The organism is Rahnella inusitata (assembly GCF_018288855.1).
Lineage (GTDB): Bacteria > Pseudomonadota > Gammaproteobacteria > Enterobacterales > Enterobacteriaceae > Rahnella > Rahnella inusitata.
The window spans coordinates 2,056,668-2,078,441 of sequence record NZ_CP065024.1; the positions used below are offsets into that span (position 1 = coordinate 2,056,668).

The window sequence follows — 21,774 nt, forward strand, 5'->3', positions numbered from 1 at the left end:
GAATAGGGATAAAACGTTGGAACCACAAGGGCATACAGATGCCCTTGTGGTTTATTAGATTCAGTCGTTGAAGTACCAATAACCGCTGTTAACCAGTGCAGATAACAGTGCAAGGAATGATGGATCGTCGAGTGCATCGCCTAGCATTTCACGGGTCACAGTTTTATGGCGGGCCATGGCGTCTACCGCGGCGGTCTGTTCGGAAGCTATCGCTTCGCCGTTGACGTAGCACACATCGCCCACGCGCAAGACGCGTAAACCGCCAACGCGTTCCAGCGTTTCGCCGGACTCCATCAGCTCATAGATTTCGCCTGCCTGATATGGCGGCTCCGGCGGTGCCAGATCCAGCTCGTGGCGCGACTGGGAAATGAATTCGCCAAACCAGCTGTTGAAATGCTCCGGATTGCCGATAAGATCAAGCATCATGCCACGCAGTTTATCCAGTTCAGCAGGCTGTATTTCAGCCGGATGATCGCGTTCCACCAGATCTGGATCCGTATAGCGGTGGCTGCCCAGTTCACGGGAAAGAACGTAGTCTGCGAAGCCGCTTATCATCTCGCGGGTGTTCGGCGCGCGGAAACCGACCGAATAATTGAGCGAGTTTTCCAGCGAGTAACCGTCGTGCGGGAAGCCCGGTGGAATGTAGACGATATCGCCCGGTTCCAGCTCTTCGTCGATAATTGCCTCGAAAGGCTCCACCTGAAGTAAATCCGGGTGCGGACAATGTTGTTTCATGGCGATTTTCTCGCCCACGCGCCAGCGACGGCGCCCGGTGCCCTGAATGATGAACACGTCGTACTGATCCAGGTGCGGGCCAACACCACCGCCGGGCACCGAGAAGGAAATCATCAGGTCATCCATGCGCCAGTCAGGAATATGGCGGAATGGGGTCATCAGATGCGAGGAAGGTTCGTGCCAGTGATCGACCGCCTGAACCAGTACCGACCAGCCGTTTTCGCCCAGATGATCGTAGCTTTCAAACGGACCGTGGCTGACGTTCCAGCGCCCGTCCTGATTGCTGACCAGACGGCTGTCCACTTCACTTTCCATTGCCAGACCGGCCAGTTCATCCGGAGAAATCGGATCGACGAAATTTTTGAAGCCGCGCTTTAACACGACAGGACGCTTTTGCCAGTAACGCTGCAGGAACTCGTTCCAGTCCAGGTCTAGTTTGTAATCCATTTTTTTTCCAAAAGAAGGTGGGTCTGTAAAGGATTATAACGGAAGGTGTTGCGGCTGCGTTGGGCAATTGCCAGCAAATTTCAAATACCGGTGAAGAAAGCACCGAAATTTGCCGGAGATTACACCGCTAAGCCGTTATTCTAGTTCGATTCCCTGCTGTAAACCAAAGCACACGCGCATGCTGGCGCCGCCAAGCGGGCTGTCACCGATGATAATTTTACCGTCGTATTGCTCAATGATGTCATTGGCCAGAGAAAGTCCCAGACCTTGTCCAGGACGCAATGTATCGGCACGCTGACCGCGCTGGAAAATCACTTCACGTTTGCTTTCAGGAATGCCGGGACCGTCATCTTCGATCAGTATCACCAGTTGATTTTCGGTATGTACCGCGCTGATTTCGACGAACTCCAGGCAGTATTTGCAGGCGTTATCGATAACGTTACCCATCACTTCCATGAAGTCATTCTTCTCGCCGACAAACGTCAGCTCGGGCGAAATATCCACGGTGATCACCACGCCTTTGCGCTGATAAACCTTGTTCAGCGCTGAACATAATCCGTCGAGAATGGCGGGAACAGAATGGACTTCGCGGATCAGTAAATTTTGCTCGGAACGCAGGGTGGCACGATGCAGGTAATAACCGATTTGCTGAGAGATACGGCTGATCTGCTCGAGCATTACCGGCTCTGCTTCTTCGATGGTCATCTGCTTGCTGTTACGCAGGGCGCGCAGCGTAGACTGTAACACCGCCAGCGGCGTTTTCAGGCTATGGGTCAGATCCGCCAGCGTGGTGCGATAGCGGTCATAACGCCCGCGCTCCCCTTGTAGCAAAATATTCAGATTGCGTACCAGGCCGCGCAGTTCTCGCGGCGGGTTTTCATCCAGGGATTCGCGTTCGTGGCTTTCAAGCTCAGCGACCTGATGAATCAGTTGTTTGATAGGGCGCAGGCTCCAGTAAGCCGCCAGCCACAGCAGCGGCACGACCAGCAACAGGTTGGCGAGCAGCACGTAACTGAACCATTCCCACACCAGATCGGAACGCTGTAATTCCTGCGGAATTGTATCGACCACAACAATGTTCAGCGCAGGCAATCGCGCCGTGGCGTTGTAGGTATTCACTGCGATGGAGTGCGTCATGGCGTTAGAATCGCTGTCGTCGTAATCTTTCAGCTTATCCTGCGCCTGCGGATTATTACCCAATACTTCGCTGCTGATTTGGGTGTCGGTATCGAGCTCATAGAAGCCCGGTTTGTTCATCCACGCCTTGTTGATATGCGCTTCCAGTTCCGGGATCCGGCGTTCCGACCACAGCAATTTGCCGTCGGCATCGTAGATGAATACCAGCGTGGGCGTATTGAGGTCGAGATCCGGTGGAACGTTAATGGAAAGCCTGCCGTCGCGCCATTGCGCGAGGCTGAAGAACAGATTGCTTTCGCCACGTAACAGGCGGTAGGCGGTTTTATCGAAACTCACCATGTAGCCGACCACCGCCACCAGTCCGTAGGCCAGCGACAGCGCGAGAACAACGGCGGCGGTCGCCATCATAAAGCGGACGCGAAGCGAGAAGGGTTTTTTAGTGCGTCCTTTCATGGCGCGTCCTTTGATGTTGAGGCTTCAGGCGAGGGTAAAACGTGTCATTGTGCACGGATGTCGAAACGATATCCCTGTCCGCGGACCGTAGTGATGACATCTTCCGGGTGCTCGGCCTGCAGCTTCTTGCGCAGACGGCCCATCAGCACATCGACGGTATGGCTTTCGCGGAGTTCGGCGTCGGGATAAAGCTGAAGCATCAGCGAATCTTTACTGACCACTTTTCCGGCGTTGCGGATCAGCGTCTCAATAATGGTGTATTCAAATGCGGTCAGTTTGATCGGGTTTTCGTTAACGGTCAGTTCACGGCGGGACAAATCGATCTGGAATGGATGCAGGGTAATGACCTGTGATGCCAGACCGCTGTTACGACGCATCAGCGCCTGCATGCGCGCCAGCACTTCTTCCAGATGGAAAGGTTTAGTGACGTAATCATCGGCACCGGCTTCGAGCACGGCAACTTTATCCTGCCAGCTTTCGCGGGCGGTCAGGACCAGAATCGGCAGGTTAGCCTGATGACTGCGCCAGCGGCGGATCAGGCTCAGGCCGTCTTCACCCGGTAAACCGAGATCGACAATCGCGATATCCGGCGCGTGCTCATGCAAAAAATAATCGGCTTCTTTGGCATCTTCAGCGGCATCCACCTGATGGCCCATTTCTCTCATCTGAACGGAAAGGTGATGGCGCAGCAGTGCGTTATCTTCAATGACTAAAATTCGCATGGTAGTTCCTTATCCTAATGGCGCGGAAGACGGCAAAACTATTCTGAACGTAATTGTAAATCATTCAGAAACATTTTAATCAACGTCACATCAACGTCGTCACCGCAAACCTAAACAAAACCTAAACCAATTATAAACGGCGTTTAAGTTCAGAGGCACAAAAAGTGAGTTCTTACGCTGATTAAAGCCAAAAGTATCATCAAGGAATGAGAGAGGTACTTCATTTACGCGCAGGGTTTAACCTGCGCCATAGCAATCGCACTGCTGCCTTGCTGGCCCGGTATCCATGCCACAATCAGCGCCGCAACCCGGTCTTCCTGCCCGTCCAGGTTATATGGGCGTCCGCCAGTCATTACCACCACCGGTTTGCCGGTTTCTACCACCGTCTTAGCATTTGCAGGCTGACGCCGTGATGCTTATGTAACTGATTACAGAATTCTCTATCCGATATTATCGTTTAACCTAAGACCGCATGAATAACATCATTGGTGATTTGCGCCAGAGTAAACTCCAGACGCAGAGTTAGGCATTTTCGTGAAAAGTACACAGACGCGTCTGTGTACTTAATAATCACCTATTGGATTGCTATATAACCCACATCTTCAATCAATTTTTGCCCTTGCGGACTCAGAAACCAATTGATCATTTTTTGACTGTTTTCTGATGGAGTACCGGAGGTGACAATATTCACATCTACAGTCAGCGGATATTTTCCATTGCGAATATTTTCAACAGTAGGGGCTATACCATCGATACTGAGTAAACGTAAGTTTTCGTTGTGTTGCATTATCGTCGTATAATATCTAAATGAATATCCAAGTGCATTTTGAGTATTTTGATAATCAGCAACCCGGCTAATAAGACCACTCATAAATTTAACTCTTTCACTTTTGAGCGGCGTGCGCATTGGCAGGCCTTTCATGACGTTTTTTTGCATCGTTGTCTGACTACCAGAGTCGTCATCCCGCTGGAAGGGAATTATTCTATGCTTACTACCGCCAACTTCATTCCAGTAGTTAGTTTTTCCTGAGTATATATTCCTAATCTGCGCGGTGCTTAGATTAGTTATCGGATTGTCTATGTGCGTAATAAATACGAATGCTTCACGTGCTATTGGGGTTAAATGTAACTCTTTACCAGTTTGTTTTGCCAGTTCGATTTGTTTATCAGAAGGTGCTGCCACAAAAATTAAATCTGCAGTTCCCTTATTTAACGCTTTATAAGCATTTGGGGTTGTACTCATTGAAATGTAAGCATTAACTGTCCGGTCATTGAGGTCTTTATACAATGCTTCGACAGCAGATGCGTAAAGGGGATAAAGTGCAGTTGCGCCATCAACATGTGGCCAATTCTCTTCAAATTTAACAGTAGCCGGGGCATGAATAGGTGTGATTTTTTTGTTTGAGGTAAAAGGTCTGTAATCCCTTTCTTCAATTCTGTCACTTAAAGTAACTTCAGCGTGTTCTGTAACAAACTTGCGATTATGTATAGCTTTTTGCAAAAACAAGATTGACAATAATACAGCCAGACTACAGCCTATGATAGTTCGTGCGAATGGTGCAGATGTTTTTTTATTATATTTATATTCTCCCCTTACCATCCCCAGGAAGAATGCAAGGTAAGTGACTGAAGGTAAAATCAGAAAAAACCATGGTTCAGCGATGATATTCAAGAATATGTTGCTGAGAATGAATTGAATATACATATAAAACGCTAAAGTATGGTTAATATCAGCAAGACTTCCACCACCATTGAAAACTAAGTATATGAGAGCCATTAAACTGTAAAATGTTGCAAAAATAAAAAGACCATAGCGTAAGTAAAAAAATTGATTGGAAGTATTTTTCTTTGCCCACCGATTCCCGTAAAGATAAAACGTAAGAATTATACAGATCCATTGAAATATGTTGATAGAGTCGGTATGGGTGATTTTTAGGAGCTTAGCCGCAATGATACTCAAATAAAAAAATATTATACACAACGCAAATGATAGATTTGGCAATATAAAAAATACGTATAATATGCTTTTAAATATATACTTCATGTGTGTTTTATTCATGATTAAAATCATCCTTCCATAAGTATCCATTTAATGAAGTGCTGGAGATGTTATATAAGTAACACCAGACTGACAAGTTATAAAAATGAAGCAGTAGTTTGTTATTGGAGCGGGTAGAATAAATAATTCCGACGAGATGTATTTACACTGAGGAGTTGTATTATTTTTAATAAAAAAAGGCGATCTAAAGATCGCCTCATGCCTAAAAACTAAAGTGCTAATTCATTTTTACTTCAGCTCGTCAACCATAGTGGTCGCCCGGCCAATGTAGTTACCTGGCGTCATGGCTTTCAGGCGTACTTTCTCTTCTTCCGGCAATTCCAGAGAATCGATAAACTCCTGCATGCCCGCTGCATCAACACGTTTGCCTCGGGTCAGCTCTTTCAGCTTCTCATAAGGCTTTTCGATGCCATAACGGCGCATCACGGTCTGGATTGGCTCAGCCAGAACTTCCCAGTTGTGATCCAGTTCGTTCGCCAGATTCGCTTCGTTCACTTCAAGCTTGCTGACGCCTTTCATCGTTGCCTGATAAGCAATCAGAGCGTAGCCCAGACCGACACCCAGGTTACGCAGCACGGTGGAATCCGTCAGGTCACGTTGCCAGCGGGAAACCGGCAGTTTACTCGCCAGATGCTGCAATACTGCGTTAGACAAACCAAGATTGCCTTCGGAGTTTTCGAAGTCGATCGGGTTAACTTTGTGCGGCATGGTGGATGAACCAATTTCGCCCGCGATAGTGCGCTGCTTAAAGTGGTTCAGAGCAATGTAGCCCCAGATGTCGCGGTCAAAGTCGATCAGAATGGTGTTGAAACGCGCGACGCAGTCAAACAGCTCGGCGATGTAGTCATGCGGCTCGATTTGGGTCGTGTACGGGTTCCAGGTCACGCCCAAAGAGGTCACAAACTCTTCGCTGAACTGATGCCAGTCCACTTCCGGGTAGGCCACGATGTGGGCGTTGTAGTTGCCGACGGCACCGTTGATTTTACCGAGGATTTCCACATTTCCCAGCTGTTTGAACTGGCGATCCATACGGTAAGCGACGTTAGCCAGTTCTTTACCGATCGTGGATGGCGTAGCAGGCTGGCCATGAGTACGGGACAGCAACGGAATGTCGCGGTATTTATGCGCCAGGCCTTTCACTGCATCGATGATTTGTTTCCAGTACGGCAGGACGACGTCCTGACGGGCGGTTTGCAACATCAGTGCGTGAGACAGGTTGTTGATATCTTCCGAGGTACAGGCGAAGTGTATGAACTCTGACACCGCATGCAGGGCAGGGATGGTGGCCACTTTTTCTTTCAGAAAATACTCAACCGCTTTCACGTCATGGTTGGTGGTTTTCTCGATATCTTTAATGCGCTGAGCGTCATTAACATCGAAATTGGCCACTAACTGGTCAAGGAAAGCGTTTGCGTCGGCATCAAAAGCAGGAACTTCCTTAATTTCTGCACAGGCGGCCAGTTTTTGCAGCCAACGTACTTCAACCTGCACACGAAATTTCAGCAGGCCAAATTCGCTGAAAATAGTACGCAGCGCGCTGACTTTATCACCGTAGCGTCCATCAACGGGGGAAACGGCGGTCAGTGAGGATAATTCCATCGGTAGCAACTCCTGGGATCTTATTAACAATGAGCGAGAATATTTTTCGCCTGTTCGAACAAGCGATTACGAGAAAACATCAATTGCAGACGACCACCGCCAACCTGGTGCCACAGCACGGCAGAGCGGATACCGGCCAGTAAAATGGCGCGGACTTTAGCCTGAACCTGCGAATTTTGTAAAATAGCCGGTGATCCGGTGACCTGAATACGCGGACCCGCCGGGCTGACGACGTCGACGTAAATCGAGGCCAGCGAACTTATCATGGTGTCAGATTCGAGCTCATAATGCGCCAGCTGGCGATCGAGCTGATCGATACGTTCACCCAACTGATTCATGGCCGATTTATTGGCGTACAGCTTGCGCTCAAGCACCATCAGGCTTAATGCGTAGCGCGTTAACTCAGCGCCCGGTCCCTGACGGTTGGCGTTTAGCACGCCAAGCAGCGTTTCGAGCCCCATCTTCAAATTGGCTTCATTATTACCGTACACCGCCAGCGTGGAAGCAGGATTCATCTCCAGCAGGCTGCGCAGCGAAACTGACATTTCTTCCTGAGCGCATTGGCCGTCGTGCGCCAGTTGCTGAACCAGGCGTGCTGCCTGACAGATCCCCGCCAATGCCAGCGTGATGTCATAATAATTTTTAGCCACGTTTACTCCTGTAAGCGTTTTCGAAACGATGAGACGCGGTGCCAAAGAAAATAGCCCAAACTAATGGCGACAGATCATGCCATAAAACTGCTTCTAAACACAGTTCGGAATCAGTGCAGAGGCCACTTACGGGCAGAAATAAAGCGGGACGCCCGAAAGCGTCCCGTATTCAACCACCTGATTGCTCAGTATCAGACCTGAAGCGGCAGACGTTGCTCAATGACGCCACCACCCAGACAGATTTCACCGAGGTAAAACACCGCTGACTGGCCGGGAGTCACGGCGGCCACGGGGGCGTCGAAACGCACTTCGATGCGCTCATCATCCAGCGGAGTCACTACGCACGGAATGTCCTGCTGGCGGTAGCGGGTTTTCACAGTGCAGGTCAGCGGGGCGGTCAGCGTCTTGCGATCAACCCAGTGCAGCTGCTGCGCAATCAAACCAACGGACATCAGTCGCGGATGTTCATGACCCTGCGCCACGTACAGAATGTTGTTTTCCACATCCTTTTCGACGGTGTACCACGGCTCTTCGCCGCCGTCTTTTTGTCCGCCGATGCCCAGACCTTTACGCTGGCCGAGCGTATGGTACATCAGACCCTGATGCTGCCCCATCACCTGACCATCTACGCTTTTAATCACGCCCGGTTGCGCCGGTAAATAGCGGCCGAGGAAATCGCGGAATTTACGCTCACCGATAAAACAGATACCGGTAGAGTCTTTCTTCTTCGCGGTGATCAAATCGAGGTCTTCCGCGATGCGACGAACTTCAGGTTTTTCCAGTTCTCCGACCGGGAACAGGCTTTGTGCGACCTGTTCATGACCCAGCGTGTAGAGGAAATAACTCTGATCTTTGTTGCCATCGACGCCGCGCAACAAGTGGCTGACACCGTCGATATCCTGGCGGCGCACGTAGTGACCGGTGGCGATGTAATCGGCACCCAGATCTTCGGCTGCAAACTCCAGGAAGGCTTTGAATTTGATTTCTTTGTTGCACAGAATATCCGGGTTCGGCGTGCGTCCGGCTTTGTATTCCTCGAGGAATAATTCGAACACGTTGTCCCAATATTCCGCCGCGAAATTCACGGTGTGCAGTTCAATGCCCAGCTTGTCGCATACGGCCTGCGCATCGGCGAGGTCAGTGGCTGCAGTGCAATACTCTTCGTCGTCATCCTCTTCCCAATTTTTCATGAAGAGGCCCTCGACCTGATAACCCTGCTGTTGCAGAAGGTAAGCAGATACAGAGGAATCGACACCGCCGGACATCCCGACGATCACTTTTTTCTGGCTGTTGTCAGACATAATAGTCCCGAAACATAGGAATTTATTGCCCGGTGCTGCCGGTGTTTTTTACGATATTTGCCCCACGAGGATGAAGGCCGCGCGCGACAAAAACACCACAGAAACCCGGACATCGGTTTATTGCATTAAGTAAACAGAGCGTGCGCAAAAAAGAACGCGCGAAATTTTATCACGTCAGGCCGGTTGCTGCATCGCTGATTCACAGGGAAGCGACAACCGGCGCAGAAGGCTATTCCGGCAGGTTGAAATTGTGCAGGATTTCCAGAGGGTAACGCGGGGATTGCTGATAACAGCGGATGCTTTCAGCCACCAGCGGAGAACGCAGCTGCGGGGAGCCGATTATCTCTTCGGCACTCACCCAGCGGCATTGGTCGATATCGTCATCCTGCGGCGCGGTGTCCAGCATTTCGGGCAGGTCAATCACAAACGCGAAACGCAAGAAAGGTGTGCCGTCCGGTGCCTGCCACTGATGCAGCCCGAGAAAAGATTGCGGTTCGGCGTGAATCCCCGTTTCTTCATACAGCTCGCGCTTCGCGGCGCTGACTAAGGTTTCGTCCGCTTCCAGATGGCCAGCAGGCTGGTTCCAGGTGACTTTGCCGTGGACCGTTTCTTCAACCACCAGAAACTTGCCCTCAGCCTGCACCACGCAGGCGACGGTGACGTGTGGTTTAAACATGTGGGATCTCCTTCCATTGGCCGGGTTGTAAATCACCGAGGGTGTACTCGCCCATGCTGTAACGGATGAGACGCAGCGTAGGGAAACCAACGTGTGCCGTCATGCGGCGCACCTGGCGGTTTCTGCCCTCATACAACGTGATTTTCAACCACGAAGTGGGGATCGCTTTGCGCTCACGGATGGGCGGATTGCGTGGCCATAACCATTGTGGCTCATCAACAATTTCAGCGCCAGCAGGCAGGGTAGGGCCATCTTTGAGCGTAATCCCGTCACGCAAAGCCGCAACCGCAGCGTCATCCGGTACGCCCTCGACCTGAACATAATAAATCTTACCGGTGCGCTTGCCCGGCTGTGTCAGCGCAGCCTGCAGTTTGCCATCGTTAGTCAGCACCAGTAAACCTTCGCTGTCGCGATCCAGACGGCCTGCGGCATATACGTCTGTTAACGAAATGTAATCCTTTAGTGTCGCCCGACCCGCCTCATCAGTGAATTGTGGCAGTACATCGAACGGTTTATTGAAGAGAATCACCTTTCTCGGCCCTTTTGGGGCAGATTGTTCTTTGGCAGGCCGTTTGCTGAAACGTTTAACGTTGTGATTTCTAAAAGATAGCGGGTTCATAGGCATTGAAGTTAGAGAGAATTAGCGCATTATACTTGAAAAATGTTTCGGATTGGCTAGCGGGAAATATTCGAGTAGTATCGACCGGCATCTTACAAATTTTTAACAAAAATGCGCTCGAAGGAGAGGTTAATGGAAAGCAAAGTAGTTGTTCCGGCTGAAGGTAAAAAGATTACAGTAGACGCTCAGGGTAAACTGGTGATTCCTAATAATCCTGTGATCCCATTCATCGAAGGTGATGGTATCGGCGTTGACGTGACTCCAGCCATGATCAAGGTTGTTGATGCGGCAGTTCAGAAAGCCTACAAAGGTGAGCGTAAAATCTCCTGGATGGAAATCTACACCGGCGAGAAATCAGTAGAACTGTACGGCAAAGACGTATGGCTGCCAGAAGAGACGCTGGACCTGATCCGTGATTACCGTGTTGCTATTAAAGGCCCACTGACTACGCCAGTTGGCGGCGGCATTCGCTCCCTGAACGTGGCCCTCCGCCAGCAGCTCGATCTGTACATCTGTCTGCGCCCTGTTCGTTATTACACCGGCACACCAAGCCCGGTAAAACGTCCAGAAGATACTGACATGGTGATCTTCCGTGAAAACTCCGAAGATATCTATGCAGGTATCGAATGGAAAGCAGGTTCTGCTGAAGCCGACAAAGTGATCAAGTTCCTGCAAGACGAAATGGGTGTGAAGAAAATCCGTTTCCCACAGGAATGCGGTATCGGCATCAAACCTTGCTCCGAAGAAGGTACCAAACGTCTGGTTCGTGCGGCCATCGAGTACACCATCACTAACGATCGTGATTCACTGACTCTGGTTCACAAAGGCAACATCATGAAGTTCACCGAAGGTGCCTTCAAGGATTGGGGCTACCAACTGGCGCGTGAAGAGTTCGGCGGTGAGCTGATCGACGGCGGACCTTGGGTGAAAATCAAGAACCCAAACAACGGCAAAGAAATCATCATTAAAGATGTAATTGCTGACGCATTCCTGCAACAGATCCTGCTGCGTCCTGCTGAATACGACGTCATTGCTTGTATGAACCTGAACGGTGACTACATTTCCGATGCCCTGGCTGCGCAAGTTGGCGGCATTGGTATCGCACCGGGCGCAAACATTGGTTCTGATTGCGCACTGTTCGAAGCCACGCACGGTACTGCACCGAAATATGCCGGTCAGGACAAAGTGAATCCAGGCTCGATCATTCTTTCCGCAGAAATGATGCTGCGTCATATGGAATGGTTCGAAGCCGCAGACCTGATCGTCAAAGGCATGGAAGGCGCAATCGCTGCCAAAACTGTGACTTACGATTTCGAACGTCTGATGGAAGGCGCTAAGCTGCGCAAATGTAGCGAGTTTGCCGACGACATGATCGCCAATATGTAAGTGAACCGTCATCAGGCAGTTGCTGTCTGACTGACGTTATGAGAGGGAGCCTGTAGGTTCCCTTTTTTTATTTCACAATCAGCGGCTTGCTGTTTATTTTTTCAGCCTTATTGTGCATCCGGGCTACGGGTGTTAAATATGAGCCACTTTTTTGACAGTGGATTGAATTCTCGTTGCGCTCACTCCTTTCCCACTCTTTGTTTCGTATCGATCTTCGACGCCTGATCCTGAGCTTAGCTGTAATGAGCGCCTTCGTGACGCTGGCGAACAGTTTTTATGCCAGCTACAGCGTGCAGCGTCAGTTGTTGATCGACAATACGCTCGAAGAGAACCGTGTTTATGCTACAAAACTGGCGGCCAGCACCGAGCAGTTCCTGAAAAGCATGCAAAAGCAGCTCGCATACAGCGGTGTTATCGCAGCGAGCCACTTTGACGATCCAAAAATCCTGCAGGCAGAAACGGCCCGATTAAAGTATCAGACCGACAGCTTTAACTCGGTGGTGATTACAAATGCAAAAGGGAAAATCCTTGCGACATCGCCTGACAGCCTGCAACTGATGGGCCAGACGCTGAATACGCCTGGCGCGCTGGAAGCCCTGAAACAGCGCCGTCCGATGATCAGTAAACCCTATATCTCACTGGCTAAAAATCTGGTCATTATAATCTCCACGCCGATCATCAATGCGCAGGGGGAATACCTCGGTTATATCGGCGGCACCATTTATTTGCGGCAGAAAAGTATTCTGAATGAACTGCTGGGTGAGCATTATTATCGCGATGGCTCCTATATTGCCGTTCTCGATAATGAACGCCGGATCCTCTATCACCCTGATGCTAACCGTATTGGCGAAGTCGTGAAACCGCGCCCGCTGACTGACGCAGTAAAACGTAATGCGAATGGCAGCCTGATGGTTACTAATCTGGCAGGGCAGGCAATGCTTGCAGGATTCGCGGTGGTTCCGTCGTCCGGATGGGAAATTGTTACGCAACGGCCCACTGACTCAACGCTTAAACCCCTTGAAGGCCTGATGTATAAAGTCCTGCGCCATCTGACACCACTGGCTTTAGTGACGCTTCTGGCTGTCTGGTTATTCTCGCGTTTGATAGCCCGACCGCTGTGGCTGCTGGCGCGCAGCGCAAATGAGATGGATAAGCCCGATGTTTCTACAAACATCCGCGAAATCCCCTCATGGTATTTTGAATCGACACAGTTAAAACGTGCTCTATTGATTGGTATTAGTCTGTTGCAGAAAAAAATCGGCAAGCTGAAGTTCGAAACACAGACTGATCCGATGACCGGTTTATTCAACCGCCGCGGGCTGGCAATGACGCTGGAAACAGTAGTGCAACTGCGTCAGCAGTTTGCGGCGATAACGCTGGATATCGATCACTTCAAGTCGATCAATGATTCCTACGGGCATGATACTGGCGATCAGGTAATCAGGTCACTGGCTGAACAGATTCGACATAATGCGCGTGAAAGCGATATTTTGTGCCGCGTGGGAGGAGAGGAATTCCTGGTTCTGCTGCCGGGCGCGCAGCTGGCTGAGGCTGAAATGATTGCTGAACGTCTACGTAAAAACGTGGAAAATCTGGTATTGCCTGGCATACGGCCCATCACGATTTCTCTTGGTGTTGCGTACTGGAATCTGCAGCAGGGCAAACCTGAAGAATCACTGAAAAGAGCAGATGAAGCGCTCTATCAGGCCAAGAAAGAAGGCCGCAACCGCGTAGTGGTCTCTCAAAAGCAGTAGCAGAGTACTACCCTCAGGGCAGAGTCTGTCCTGAGGGTATGAATTATTTTTGGTCAGAAGGGTTTTGTTTCTTCGCCTGCTCCGCCAGATGATGGCCGATTGCACACCCCGCCACGGCGCCGATCACGGCGTGATGTTTAAGATGCCCGGCCACACCGCCAACGACTGCGCCTTTGAGGCATCCTGCCGCCTGTGCAAATGAACTCACCAGCAACAACGTTGCCATCGCTACGCTAAAAATGGTTTTCTTACCCACGCTTCTCCCCTGAATGAATAATTTCTTAACAGATCTACAGTGCTGCACCAGAAAATGTCATATCCTTCGGCAGATTTCATTTGGCGGTCTGTAAGCAATTACTGCCGTTGTAACGCTTCAAAACTCAGGGTGCCCGCCTATATGGACGGTTTGAGATAAGTCACGGTTACATCTGAACTGGCAGGAAAAGACTCATTGAGGGGCGGTTTACTTTGGTGGCATTAGCGGGATCGCGTCACTTTTCTCAACTCTGCTAAACTTAATGTCAGTAACCGGCGGAGATCGGCTTTCTCCACTGTCTCCGGTTATTTTCCACCCGTGAAGAGGATGCCGCTATGACGCATCAAGAACAATTGGACGCCCTGATGGTTCGCATTGACGCGCTGGAACAACGTGAAAGGCAGTTGACTTATGCCTCGAACGCTTATCAGGCCATTCTGACGACACTATTGGGAACTCTCGATAAATCTACGCGTGACCGGGTGATCAATATGGTCGATCAAGCACACGACGTGGCTTACGCTCGCGCAAATCTGGAGCAAAAAGGGAATATTCTTGGCGCAGATGATATTACTCAGCGCATTTTCCTGTTCGCACAAGGCCGCGCCGCACAATCGAAGTAAAGGCAATATGTTGATAATATTCGACTTGTCACCCGAAAAGGCGACAGGGTTTGCGTCCGCCTTAAAATCAGGAACGGCGGTCGGTTTTAAGCATATTGATTGCAGCGCCCAGTAAAATGCGGCGTTGTACGCCGGTTGCGCAGGCCAGTTGTCGTTCAAGATGACCAATCAGCGCATCTGCGCTCAGCGGTTCTCCCCGATGTCGCATCTGAATTACCCCATCGCCAATGATTCGCGCAACTTCATCCCATAGTGGTTGTATCTCACTTTGCGAGAATTTCATTATCGCTCCCGTTTGTGTGATTTACGTACAATCTAACATCTGGCGGGCAGCCGGCAAAGAGGGGGCGGAGAAAGCAGGACAGAAAATTAAAGATGCCTCTTCCGGTTTTTCGACAGGAAGAGGCAGGACGGACTTAGTGCTTAATGACGTAGAGATCTTTGGTATAGATGTAGTTCAACAGACTGTCCTGGAACCCGCCAACGTAAGGCTTAACCAGTCGCGGGCTGACATAATGGTATAGCGGGATCACCGGAGATTGTTCTGTGAGCACGTCTTCCGCTCGCTGATATGCCTTTCCTACTTCCGCTTTATCCGTGGCTTTTAATGCATCATCCAGGGCTTTATCGTAAGCGGAATTGGTAAACTTCGGCGTGTTCTCGCTGTTGCCAGTGCGTAAGGTATTCAGGAAGGTAGAAGGCTCGTTGTAATCGGCAATCCAGGCGTAACGCACGACATCATAGGTGCCCTGATGCATGGTATCGAGCATAGTTTTCCATTCCTGATTTTGGAGAACGGCATCTACCCCAAGATTCTTTTTCCACATTGATGCTGCGGCAATGGCAATACGCTGATGCGACTCTGACGTGTTGTAGAGCAGATTGAATTTCAGCGGATGATCCGGACCAAAACCGGCTTCTTTCAGCAGTTTCTTCGCTTCTTCATTACGCTGTTCTTGCGTCAGGCTGGCTTCTTTGGGTTTTGAGAAAGTAAACCCACCGGTGTTATCGGGCGATAAATGCCAGGCAGGTGTTTGCCCCTGACCTAAAACTTTATCAGCAATGATTGATTTATCTATCGCCAGATTCAGCGCTTTACGCACACGGACATCGTTGAACGGGGGTTTTTGTGTGTTCATTGCGTAGTAATAAACGGCGAGATAAGGGCTGACATGTACCTGCGAGCCGAGCTCTTTTTTCAGTGATGCAAATAGTGTCGCTGGGATCGTGGCGGTGATATCTATTTCCCCGGATTTGAACCGGTTTACATCCGCCGTAGGGGAAGCGATGGGCAGATAAGTGACTTTATTGATGACGGTGTGTGCGTTATCCCAGTAAGTCGGATTGCGTACAGCCGTAATACGTTCGTTCACCGTCCAGGTATCGAGCTTGAACGGGCCGCTGCTGACCATGTTCGCCGGCTGTGTCCACTTATCACCGAACTTTTCGACATTCGCCTGACTGACCGGAGAAAGGGAAGGGTGCGCAAGCATGCCCAGGAAGTAAGACAGCGGCTGATCCAGGGTGATTTCCAGCGTTTGTTTATCCAGCGCCCTGATACCCAGCTGATCCGCCGTTTTTTTGCCGCCAATAATATCGTTGGCATTAAGCACATGCATACTGCCGAGGTAGCTTTCGTAAGGCGATGCCGTTTTCGGGTCGATCAGGCGTCGCCAACTGAACACCACGTCCTGCGCGGTGATTGGCGTTCCGTCTGACCAGACGATGCCCTGACGGAGATGGAATACCCAGGTTTTATTGTCTTTAGATTCCCAACTGCTGGAGAGTGAAGGCTGTGCATTCCCGTCATTATCGATGGTTATCAGCCCGGTAAACAAATCGCTCAAAATATTGAATTCAACGTCACTCTCAACTTTATGCGGGTCAAGAGAGGCTGGCTCGCTGCCATTGTTGCGGACAATTTCTTGTTTTGCCGCCAGCTCTACACCGGCGGGAACGGTCGCGGCGTAACTGGCAAAAGAAGTGAGAAAGCTTGATGAAAGAAGAAGTGCGAGAGGCAGCTTCGCAAAGCAGCCATAAGTTTTACGTATCGTCATTGCCATTTCCTGCCCTGTCAATATGGTTAAATATCAATGATTAACAGGGTATTCATACCGTTGTTCGGACACTTTGGCAATCTTTATGAGATTATTAGTATCGACTCTGTGAAAGGCTACGCAACGCGCTAAAAGTCGGCATTGTCATGGGCGGGGATCCAGTAACCGTCGATAAAATCTTCGATAGGGTAACAGCCTGCCTGGCGCAGTCCCTGCTGTTGCATCGCTACGGTGCATTGTTGCTGAGTATTAAAGGCATCCACGACGAAATCTTCGCAGCCTCCTCCCAGATAACAGATGGTCAACACTAGTGCGAACATCGCGAATCTCCTTCCTTTTGCCGCAGCTGTAAGCATAGAAGTAATCTGACGCTAACAACATAAGATGATGTTTGTTTGCTGTTTATTTGTGCGCTGAACAAGCCCTCAGAGGGGGTTAATTACCGGAGCGAGAATTTATTCAGCCAGCGTGATATCCTCGCGGCCATAATTTTTACGAATGATCTTGATGATAGGAGCACCCCATGTCTGATGCTTTAACCAGAGAACAAGAATACGAGTCTGATCTGGTCGCCTGCCAGTTGGTGATTAAGCAAATTTTAGATGTGATTGAGATTATTGCGCCTGCCGAAGTGCGCGAGAAAATGTCTCATCAGTTAAAAAGTATCGATTTTAACAAGCATCCGGCCGGTGCGGACCCGGTGACTAAGCGTGCCATCCAAAAAGCCATTTCGCTCATCGAGCTGAAGTTCACCAAGCACGACAGCTGATTGCCGGTTTTGTGATGCCTGCCAGCGCGGGCATCACAAAGCGCTATCCCAAACAATTTAACTATTTATTATCCACCACTTCGCCCACTTGTTTGAATATTGGGCAATTAGCCACGCCAATCACGCCGCTGTCAGAATGAATGTACTGCGAACTGACAATCCCTCTGGCCGTCAGATACTGGCATTTGAGGCCTAATCCCGCCGCATTTTCACTGCTGCCCACGGTAACGCCGTAGCCGGAAAACAAGAAAATCGCGTAAATCACAGCCAACACAATAATGGCTTTGATAGCACTCATCCCAAACACTCCTCTGATTATCAATCCTGAGGCTTCAGGATATTGATTAGCTTAGTAGAAGTTATTGAGCGAAAGAAGTCACTCCAGCAGATTCTTAATCTGAGGCCGTGGGTGTGAGTGCAAAAAAAAGCGGCCCCTGAAAGGGGCCACCAGAATTAACTCATTAGCTTTAAAAGCAATTACCAGCGGTATTTCATACCCAGATTTGCTGCCCAAGGCTGGTCAACATCGCTGCCGCCCAGGTAGTTAGCACCTGCATAAACGGTGAAGTTTTTGCTCATGTCGAACTGACCACCTAAACCTACGCGAACTGCGGAACCATCGATGCCGTTATCGATACGGTCCCCGTTGATGTCTGCGTCGTTGTTGGCATCTTCATACACATAGGCCAGAGTAGCGTAAGGGCTGATAGCCTGATCTGCACCCAGATCGAAGGTATAACCGATGTTGGCACCTAACTCATAACGCATGCTGTCATAAGCCTGATCGCTGACACGCATATTGTTGCTCATGTTGTAGTCGTCGTCGCCGATGAACACGCCGGTGATGCTTGCATAAGGTGTCAGGTAAGCTTGTGGTGCGAACTTCCAGTCGTAACCGGCTTTCAGACCAAAGCCCCATGCGTCTGTTGTGCTGTCGCCAGAAACTTGCTGACCGTTACTCATGGTGCTGTCAGTCGAGTTGCTGAAGTGGCTGTAGCTCAGAGAAGTATCGAAGAATACGCCATTCTTGAAGTCCAGGCTGGAATACACCCGTGCTGACTGGCTGTCAGTGTCCGCATCAGCATTGTCCATAGACAGGCTGGATTTTGCGAAGCTTGCTGCCATACCGACCAGCCATTGACGCTCGTCACCACCTTCAGTGACTTTATCCAAACCTACCATGATGCCGTTGATGTCCTGGTCGTAATCAACAACGCCATTATCACCGTTCTGCTGGCCGCCAAAGTAGTTAACCCAGACGCCGCCTTTGTCATCACCCTGGGTGTGACGTGAGCTGTCCATGCGATTGTTCAGCGTGTCTTGCTCCATGTGCCAGGTGGCAGCATTGGAAGAAGGCAGGCTTAGCGCTGCATTAGCGGTAGACGTGATGCCTTGTTTAGCCAGAACGACAGTATCGCCAACTTGTTCTGCCTGATATTTATAGGCACCCAAATCCGCGGTGTTAGCTTGCGTGAAGGTTGCATTGCCGCCGTAAGTGCGGATCAGCTCTTTATTCTGGTAATCAGCAACACGACCTTCACCGGTCGCGTTATCAATACGAACCTGATAGTTACCGTTAGTTAAGCCGTTAACCGCCAGATGTCCGTCGGAGTTCATGCCGACAGTGCCGCGATCGTAAACGTAATCAACGGTGGTTTTGTCCCGGGCATTGTTCATATCGGCATTCAGAACGAATTCACGGCTACCGATATTGAAAGTACCATCGTCAGTCAGCACCATATTGTGGGTATCAACCTGACCTGCACCTAAGTTCAGTTCAGAGCCGCTTCCTACGGTGATGGTGTTAGCATAAACGGTTGCCGTTTCCTCAGTAAGGGTGGCTTTACTGCCAGAATTCAGGTTCAGCGCATCGGTGTAAACAATACCATGCGCAGCAACTTTCAGGCTTGACTGCTCAGACAGGGAAATGTTGTCAGCCAGCAAACCGGAATCTGCAACGTTGACCTGAGATTTATTATTAACGGTGAGATTATCAATAATGGAACTTTTAGTCGTGTCCCACTCAGAACCATTGTTCAGCGCAACGTCAAACAGACCACTCTGATAAACACTGTCACCCACCAGGTAACCGGTAGTTTTGTTGACGACAGAACCAGGCCAGATGCTGTTCATGCTTCTGTCGTACAAATCAGCATCTGCTTCAACATTGGAGATAGCTGCACCGACCCATTTGCTGCCATTGTCCAGGGTCAGATGGAGTTCATCTGTGTCGTCCCATCCGTTGGTATCAAGTACGCCATCACCGTTGCTATCGTAGCCGCCATCATAATAATTATGATCAAAGCTGCTTTCGAAATAGACGTCGCCGGAGATCGTTGAATTATTGAAAACAGCTGTTGTTTTCATTGAATTATCAGCAGCAGAATCAGCTATTACGGAAAGTGCGATATCGTCAACTTCGCTACCCGTAGCACTGAGATTACCATAATCACTTGGTTTATCTGACTGACCGTAAAAACCGGAAGTTTGTAATTCAGTATACGAACCAGAGGTCAATACAGAATCATTGACAGTTAGCGTGTTATCAAAGGTATTGCTGTTGTTAACGTCGGTATCAACCCACTGGTAACCTTGTGACAATGCAATGCCAGCTACGTGAGAGTTATTTTTTATAACGATATCACTTTCTTGATCCAGAGTGACTGCCACCCCTAAATCGTACGTATTTAAAATTTCGTTATCGCGAACATTATTTGCGTCAGTTACGTCGTAACTGTAATGTTCATAGGTGTCATTGATTGTTGAATTATCAATGGTCAGTTGTAATGGAGACTGATCGTAATCATTACGCGCGTCGCCACAGTCATTGGTTTGACATTTGGAGCTGATCATCCCGTTTACTGTGGTGTCTGTGATATTGAGCGTATTGGTCGTATTATTATTGAAGCCCAGATAGTAAGTGGAAATAACGCCGTTAACCACAGCATTATTGATTGAAGAATTGATATCTCCGCCCACGTAACCGTTATCTGCAACATCGTTATCCGTATAGCCACGGTATCCGACATGCCCTGTCACAGATGCGTCGTGATAGAAGGTATCGTATACGGTACCAGAGATGTCAGCTGACATCGCGGCAGGTGCAGCTACTGCAACAGCGCAGGCCAGCGCTATTTTAGAAACGAAGAACTTTTTATTCCATGCATGCATTTATTAATCCCTCAACAAAAAATAGTCAGCATGAACCAGCTGGGAATAATCCCAGCCATTATGCTTTCATTTATATAACGAAGAGACAGAAGTACTGTTCGACGGTGGGATGATATTTTAATGAGGTGGGTAATTCAACAAAGAAGTTCAAATAAAAATGGGCGAAAAATGAAATATTTTTCTTGGGTTTTATGTTGATTGAGTTAATTAATTGCTTTTTAGTAAGTCGTTTTCTTTATAATTTCCGTATTGAAGTGTTTGTATCTGTCAACCGTATTGCTTTTCAGGTGATATTAAATGATAGCCGGGAGTGTTAGTAATATAGCAGGTGTGGCTGACAGCCAGAGTAAACAGGTGTTTATGAGTTTGTGATGAGATTTATATTCTCTCAATGCTGTCATCTTATTGGCTTTCCAGATAGCTTTTTAAATAAGATGTCGCCTTGATTAAAAATATCCCTTTTTGAGAAATCACATAGTGAAATTATTGGGGAGAAGCATGATCAGGAGATGCTATTTTATTTGATACAGATCAAATGAGGCTTTTGCGATATATTGATAAGGGTTATGCATTTTAATGTATGATTTCTGTACGTGATTATTGCACGGCGGCAAGTGTGCAAAATGGCGCGCTTCGTTATATCGTTGTTTAAGATTTCCGTCGTACTATGGAAATCTGTTCCATATCATGTTGGACGCCACCATTGAGCCCTGACAGACGCGCTGTAAACTACAAGAGACCCGCAATCAAATTGAAAAAGCCTGCTTTCAAGTTCAGGAAAATTGTTGTATTCGTTCTTTTCCTGCTTATCTGTGTCGGTCTGTACCTGATGGCACTGAACAGCTATTGCGATCAGGGCGGAAACTTTGACCTCGGTGTGTGCGCGATCACCTCTTTTATCCCCTTTTGAGCGTCAGCAGCATAAGAAAGCCCTGTTTTTTTGTGAACCGCTTCTCAGACTCGTCGGGAGTGATAAGATGTGTGTTCAGAACATTCAGTGGTAGGGTCGTAAATGTTTGATTTCGCAATGGGCCAAAACAGCCTGGCTTCATTGGCGTTGAGTGCACTCTCAGCGCTGTTATTCTTGTTGGTTTGGTTTTTTGTCAGCCGGGCCAGTGTCAGGGCGAACCAGCAGATTGAATTGCTGCAGGAAATTGTCGAGCAGCAACGTCAGCAAACAGAGTTGCTCAAGATTCTGACGGCCAGAGCCAAAGGCGCGGAGCCGGTGGAAGAGGCAGAAGAGGATTCCGCTCTCAGCCTGCGTGGATTTATTCCGGAAAGATAAAGTTAATGTGCTTTGCTGACCCGCCTCTGAGGCGGGTTTTTTGTTTGTGCTTTCCGGTCATAAATCTGTCTTAAT

At 49.2% G+C, this 21,774-nt stretch carries 21 protein-coding genes and 1 pseudogene; 6 read left to right on the top strand and 16 right to left on the bottom strand.

What is annotated here, in order from left to right:
* Positions 1–60: 60 nt before the first annotated feature.
* The 10 genes and pseudogenes from I2123_RS09625 to rluE all read right to left on the bottom strand — a co-directional run bounded on the left by I2123_RS09625 (position 61) and on the right by rluE (position 10,398).
* Complete coding sequence (locus I2123_RS09625; protein ID WP_120078190.1) at positions 61–1,182, bottom strand: ribosomal protein uL16 3-hydroxylase; 1,122 nt, start codon at positions 1,180–1,182, stop codon at positions 61–63.
* 135 nt (positions 1,183–1,317) lie between these two features.
* Complete coding sequence (gene phoQ, locus I2123_RS09630) at positions 1,318–2,772, bottom strand: two-component system sensor histidine kinase PhoQ (protein WP_213052301.1); 1,455 nt, start codon at positions 2,770–2,772, stop codon at positions 1,318–1,320.
* A 44-nt stretch (positions 2,773–2,816) separates the two neighbouring features.
* Positions 2,817–3,494 (bottom strand): two-component system response regulator PhoP, encoded by a 678-nt coding sequence (gene phoP / locus I2123_RS09635; protein ID WP_112168741.1) that lies wholly within the window; start codon positions 3,492–3,494, stop codon positions 2,817–2,819.
* A gap of 251 nt (positions 3,495–3,745) precedes the next feature.
* Positions 3,746–3,886: pseudogene (locus tag I2123_RS25445) on the bottom strand (glycoside hydrolase family 3 C-terminal domain-containing protein); the annotation flags it as partial.
* Positions 3,887–4,068: 182 nt separating this feature from the next.
* The gene (locus I2123_RS09645; protein ID WP_167457456.1) at positions 4,069–5,553 is read right to left on the bottom strand and encodes a PstS family phosphate ABC transporter substrate-binding protein; all 1,485 of its coding nucleotides are present in this window, start codon (positions 5,551–5,553) and stop codon (positions 4,069–4,071) included.
* Between the two features lie 228 nt (positions 5,554–5,781).
* Positions 5,782–7,152, bottom strand: a complete 1,371-nt coding sequence (gene purB, locus I2123_RS09650; protein WP_213052302.1) for an adenylosuccinate lyase — start codon at positions 7,150–7,152, stop codon at positions 5,782–5,784.
* 23 nt (positions 7,153–7,175) lie between these two features.
* Positions 7,176–7,802: a high frequency lysogenization protein HflD gene (hflD, locus tag I2123_RS09655; RefSeq protein ID WP_213052303.1), complete on the bottom strand. Its 627-nt coding sequence runs from the start codon at positions 7,800–7,802 to the stop codon at positions 7,176–7,178.
* A gap of 191 nt (positions 7,803–7,993) precedes the next feature.
* The gene (mnmA, locus tag I2123_RS09660; protein WP_112168745.1) at positions 7,994–9,103 is read right to left on the bottom strand and encodes a tRNA 2-thiouridine(34) synthase MnmA; all 1,110 of its coding nucleotides are present in this window, start codon (positions 9,101–9,103) and stop codon (positions 7,994–7,996) included.
* 229 nt (positions 9,104–9,332) lie between these two features.
* Positions 9,333–9,779, bottom strand: coding sequence for an NUDIX hydrolase (locus I2123_RS09665; protein WP_112168746.1), 447 nt, complete (start codon positions 9,777–9,779; stop codon positions 9,333–9,335).
* Positions 9,772–10,398, bottom strand: a complete 627-nt coding sequence (gene rluE, locus I2123_RS09670; protein ID WP_112168747.1) for a 23S rRNA pseudouridine(2457) synthase RluE — start codon at positions 10,396–10,398, stop codon at positions 9,772–9,774. The genes I2123_RS09665 and rluE overlap by 8 nt, the downstream gene beginning before the upstream one ends.
* A gap of 132 nt (positions 10,399–10,530) precedes the next feature.
* Here rluE and icd point away from each other — a divergent pair, with 132 nt between their 5' ends.
* On the top strand, positions 10,531–11,784 hold the full coding sequence (gene icd, locus I2123_RS09675) for an NADP-dependent isocitrate dehydrogenase (RefSeq protein ID WP_112168748.1): 1,254 nt from the start codon (positions 10,531–10,533) through the stop codon (positions 11,782–11,784).
* 242 nt (positions 11,785–12,026) lie between these two features.
* Positions 12,027–13,538: a sensor domain-containing diguanylate cyclase gene (locus I2123_RS09680; protein ID WP_213052304.1), complete on the top strand. Its 1,512-nt coding sequence runs from the start codon at positions 12,027–12,029 to the stop codon at positions 13,536–13,538.
* A gap of 43 nt (positions 13,539–13,581) precedes the next feature.
* On the opposite strand, the gene I2123_RS09685 is transcribed toward I2123_RS09680, so the two are convergent.
* Positions 13,582–13,794, bottom strand: a complete 213-nt coding sequence (locus I2123_RS09685; RefSeq protein WP_420834347.1) for a hypothetical protein — start codon at positions 13,792–13,794, stop codon at positions 13,582–13,584.
* 335 nt (positions 13,795–14,129) lie between these two features.
* On the opposite strand from I2123_RS09685, the gene I2123_RS09690 reads away from it, so the two are divergent.
* On the top strand, positions 14,130–14,417 hold the full coding sequence (locus I2123_RS09690) for a hypothetical protein (protein ID WP_112168750.1): 288 nt from the start codon (positions 14,130–14,132) through the stop codon (positions 14,415–14,417).
* 67 nt (positions 14,418–14,484) lie between these two features.
* Here I2123_RS09690 and I2123_RS09695 read toward each other — a convergent pair whose 3' ends face one another.
* From I2123_RS09695 to I2123_RS09705, 3 genes are all read right to left on the bottom strand, one after another.
* A complete protein-coding gene (locus tag I2123_RS09695; protein WP_112168751.1) occupies positions 14,485–14,700 on the bottom strand; it encodes a hypothetical protein in 216 nt (71 codons plus the stop codon).
* 133 nt (positions 14,701–14,833) lie between these two features.
* Positions 14,834–16,474, bottom strand: a complete 1,641-nt coding sequence (locus I2123_RS09700; protein WP_112168752.1) for an ABC transporter substrate-binding protein — start codon at positions 16,472–16,474, stop codon at positions 14,834–14,836.
* Positions 16,475–16,602: 128 nt separating this feature from the next.
* The gene (locus I2123_RS09705) at positions 16,603–16,794 is read right to left on the bottom strand and encodes a YdfD/YebW family protein (RefSeq protein WP_112168753.1); all 192 of its coding nucleotides are present in this window, start codon (positions 16,792–16,794) and stop codon (positions 16,603–16,605) included.
* Between the two features lie 203 nt (positions 16,795–16,997).
* Here I2123_RS09705 and I2123_RS09710 point away from each other — a divergent pair, with 203 nt between their 5' ends.
* Positions 16,998–17,243, top strand: a complete 246-nt coding sequence (locus tag I2123_RS09710; protein WP_112168754.1) for a DUF2766 family protein — start codon at positions 16,998–17,000, stop codon at positions 17,241–17,243.
* Between the two features lie 61 nt (positions 17,244–17,304).
* On the opposite strand, the gene I2123_RS09715 is transcribed toward I2123_RS09710, so the two are convergent.
* Together I2123_RS09715 and I2123_RS09720 are read right to left on the bottom strand one after the other, a co-directional pair.
* Positions 17,305–17,541 (bottom strand): YobH family protein, encoded by a 237-nt coding sequence (locus tag I2123_RS09715; protein WP_112168755.1) that lies wholly within the window; start codon positions 17,539–17,541, stop codon positions 17,305–17,307.
* Positions 17,542–17,720: 179 nt separating this feature from the next.
* A complete protein-coding gene (locus I2123_RS09720; RefSeq protein WP_213052305.1) occupies positions 17,721–20,414 on the bottom strand; it encodes an autotransporter outer membrane beta-barrel domain-containing protein in 2,694 nt (897 codons plus the stop codon).
* A 781-nt stretch (positions 20,415–21,195) separates the two neighbouring features.
* Here I2123_RS09720 and mgrB point away from each other — a divergent pair.
* Complete coding sequence (mgrB, locus tag I2123_RS25865; RefSeq protein ID WP_461492218.1) at positions 21,196–21,324, top strand: PhoP/PhoQ regulatory lipoprotein MgrB; 129 nt, start codon at positions 21,196–21,198, stop codon at positions 21,322–21,324.
* Between the two features lie 102 nt (positions 21,325–21,426).
* Positions 21,427–21,699 carry a YebO family protein gene (locus tag I2123_RS09730; RefSeq protein WP_213052306.1) on the top strand — a complete coding sequence of 91 codons (273 nt, stop codon included), beginning with the start codon at positions 21,427–21,429 and terminating at the stop codon, positions 21,697–21,699.
* The last annotated feature ends 75 nt before the right edge of the window (positions 21,700–21,774 follow it).

Excerpts from the sequence above, each read along its gene's own strand:
- I2123_RS09720 (WP_213052305.1), bottom strand. The coding sequence starts at position 20,414 with ATGCATGCATGGAATAAAAAGTTCTTCGTTTCTAAAATAGCGCTGGCC.
- I2123_RS09680 (WP_213052304.1), top strand. The coding sequence starts at position 12,027 with ATGAGCGCCTTCGTGACGCTGGCGAACAGTTTTTATGCCAGCTACAGC.
- rluE (WP_112168747.1), bottom strand. The coding sequence starts at position 10,398 with ATGAACCCGCTATCTTTTAGAAATCACAACGTTAAACGTTTCAGCAAA.
- I2123_RS09695 (WP_112168751.1), bottom strand. The coding sequence starts at position 14,700 with ATGAAATTCTCGCAAAGTGAGATACAACCACTATGGGATGAAGTTGCG.
- I2123_RS09700 (WP_112168752.1), bottom strand. The coding sequence starts at position 16,474 with ATGACGATACGTAAAACTTATGGCTGCTTTGCGAAGCTGCCTCTCGCA.
- I2123_RS09730 (WP_213052306.1), top strand. The coding sequence starts at position 21,427 with ATGTTTGATTTCGCAATGGGCCAAAACAGCCTGGCTTCATTGGCGTTG.
- I2123_RS09690 (WP_112168750.1), top strand. The coding sequence starts at position 14,130 with ATGACGCATCAAGAACAATTGGACGCCCTGATGGTTCGCATTGACGCG.
- phoQ (WP_213052301.1), bottom strand. The coding sequence starts at position 2,772 with ATGAAAGGACGCACTAAAAAACCCTTCTCGCTTCGCGTCCGCTTTATG.
- I2123_RS09645 (WP_167457456.1), bottom strand. The coding sequence starts at position 5,553 with ATGAATAAAACACACATGAAGTATATATTTAAAAGCATATTATACGTA.
- I2123_RS09665 (WP_112168746.1), bottom strand. The coding sequence starts at position 9,779 with ATGTTTAAACCACACGTCACCGTCGCCTGCGTGGTGCAGGCTGAGGGC.
- I2123_RS09715 (WP_112168755.1), bottom strand. The coding sequence starts at position 17,541 with ATGAGTGCTATCAAAGCCATTATTGTGTTGGCTGTGATTTACGCGATT.
- mnmA (WP_112168745.1), bottom strand. The coding sequence starts at position 9,103 with ATGTCTGACAACAGCCAGAAAAAAGTGATCGTCGGGATGTCCGGCGGT.
- I2123_RS09705 (WP_112168753.1), bottom strand. The coding sequence starts at position 16,794 with ATGTTCGCACTAGTGTTGACCATCTGTTATCTGGGAGGAGGCTGCGAA.
- icd (WP_112168748.1), top strand. The coding sequence starts at position 10,531 with ATGGAAAGCAAAGTAGTTGTTCCGGCTGAAGGTAAAAAGATTACAGTA.
- phoP (WP_112168741.1), bottom strand. The coding sequence starts at position 3,494 with ATGCGAATTTTAGTCATTGAAGATAACGCACTGCTGCGCCATCACCTT.
- purB (WP_213052302.1), bottom strand. The coding sequence starts at position 7,152 with ATGGAATTATCCTCACTGACCGCCGTTTCCCCCGTTGATGGACGCTAC.
- I2123_RS09625 (WP_120078190.1), bottom strand. The coding sequence starts at position 1,182 with ATGGATTACAAACTAGACCTGGACTGGAACGAGTTCCTGCAGCGTTAC.
- I2123_RS09710 (WP_112168754.1), top strand. The coding sequence starts at position 16,998 with ATGTCTGATGCTTTAACCAGAGAACAAGAATACGAGTCTGATCTGGTC.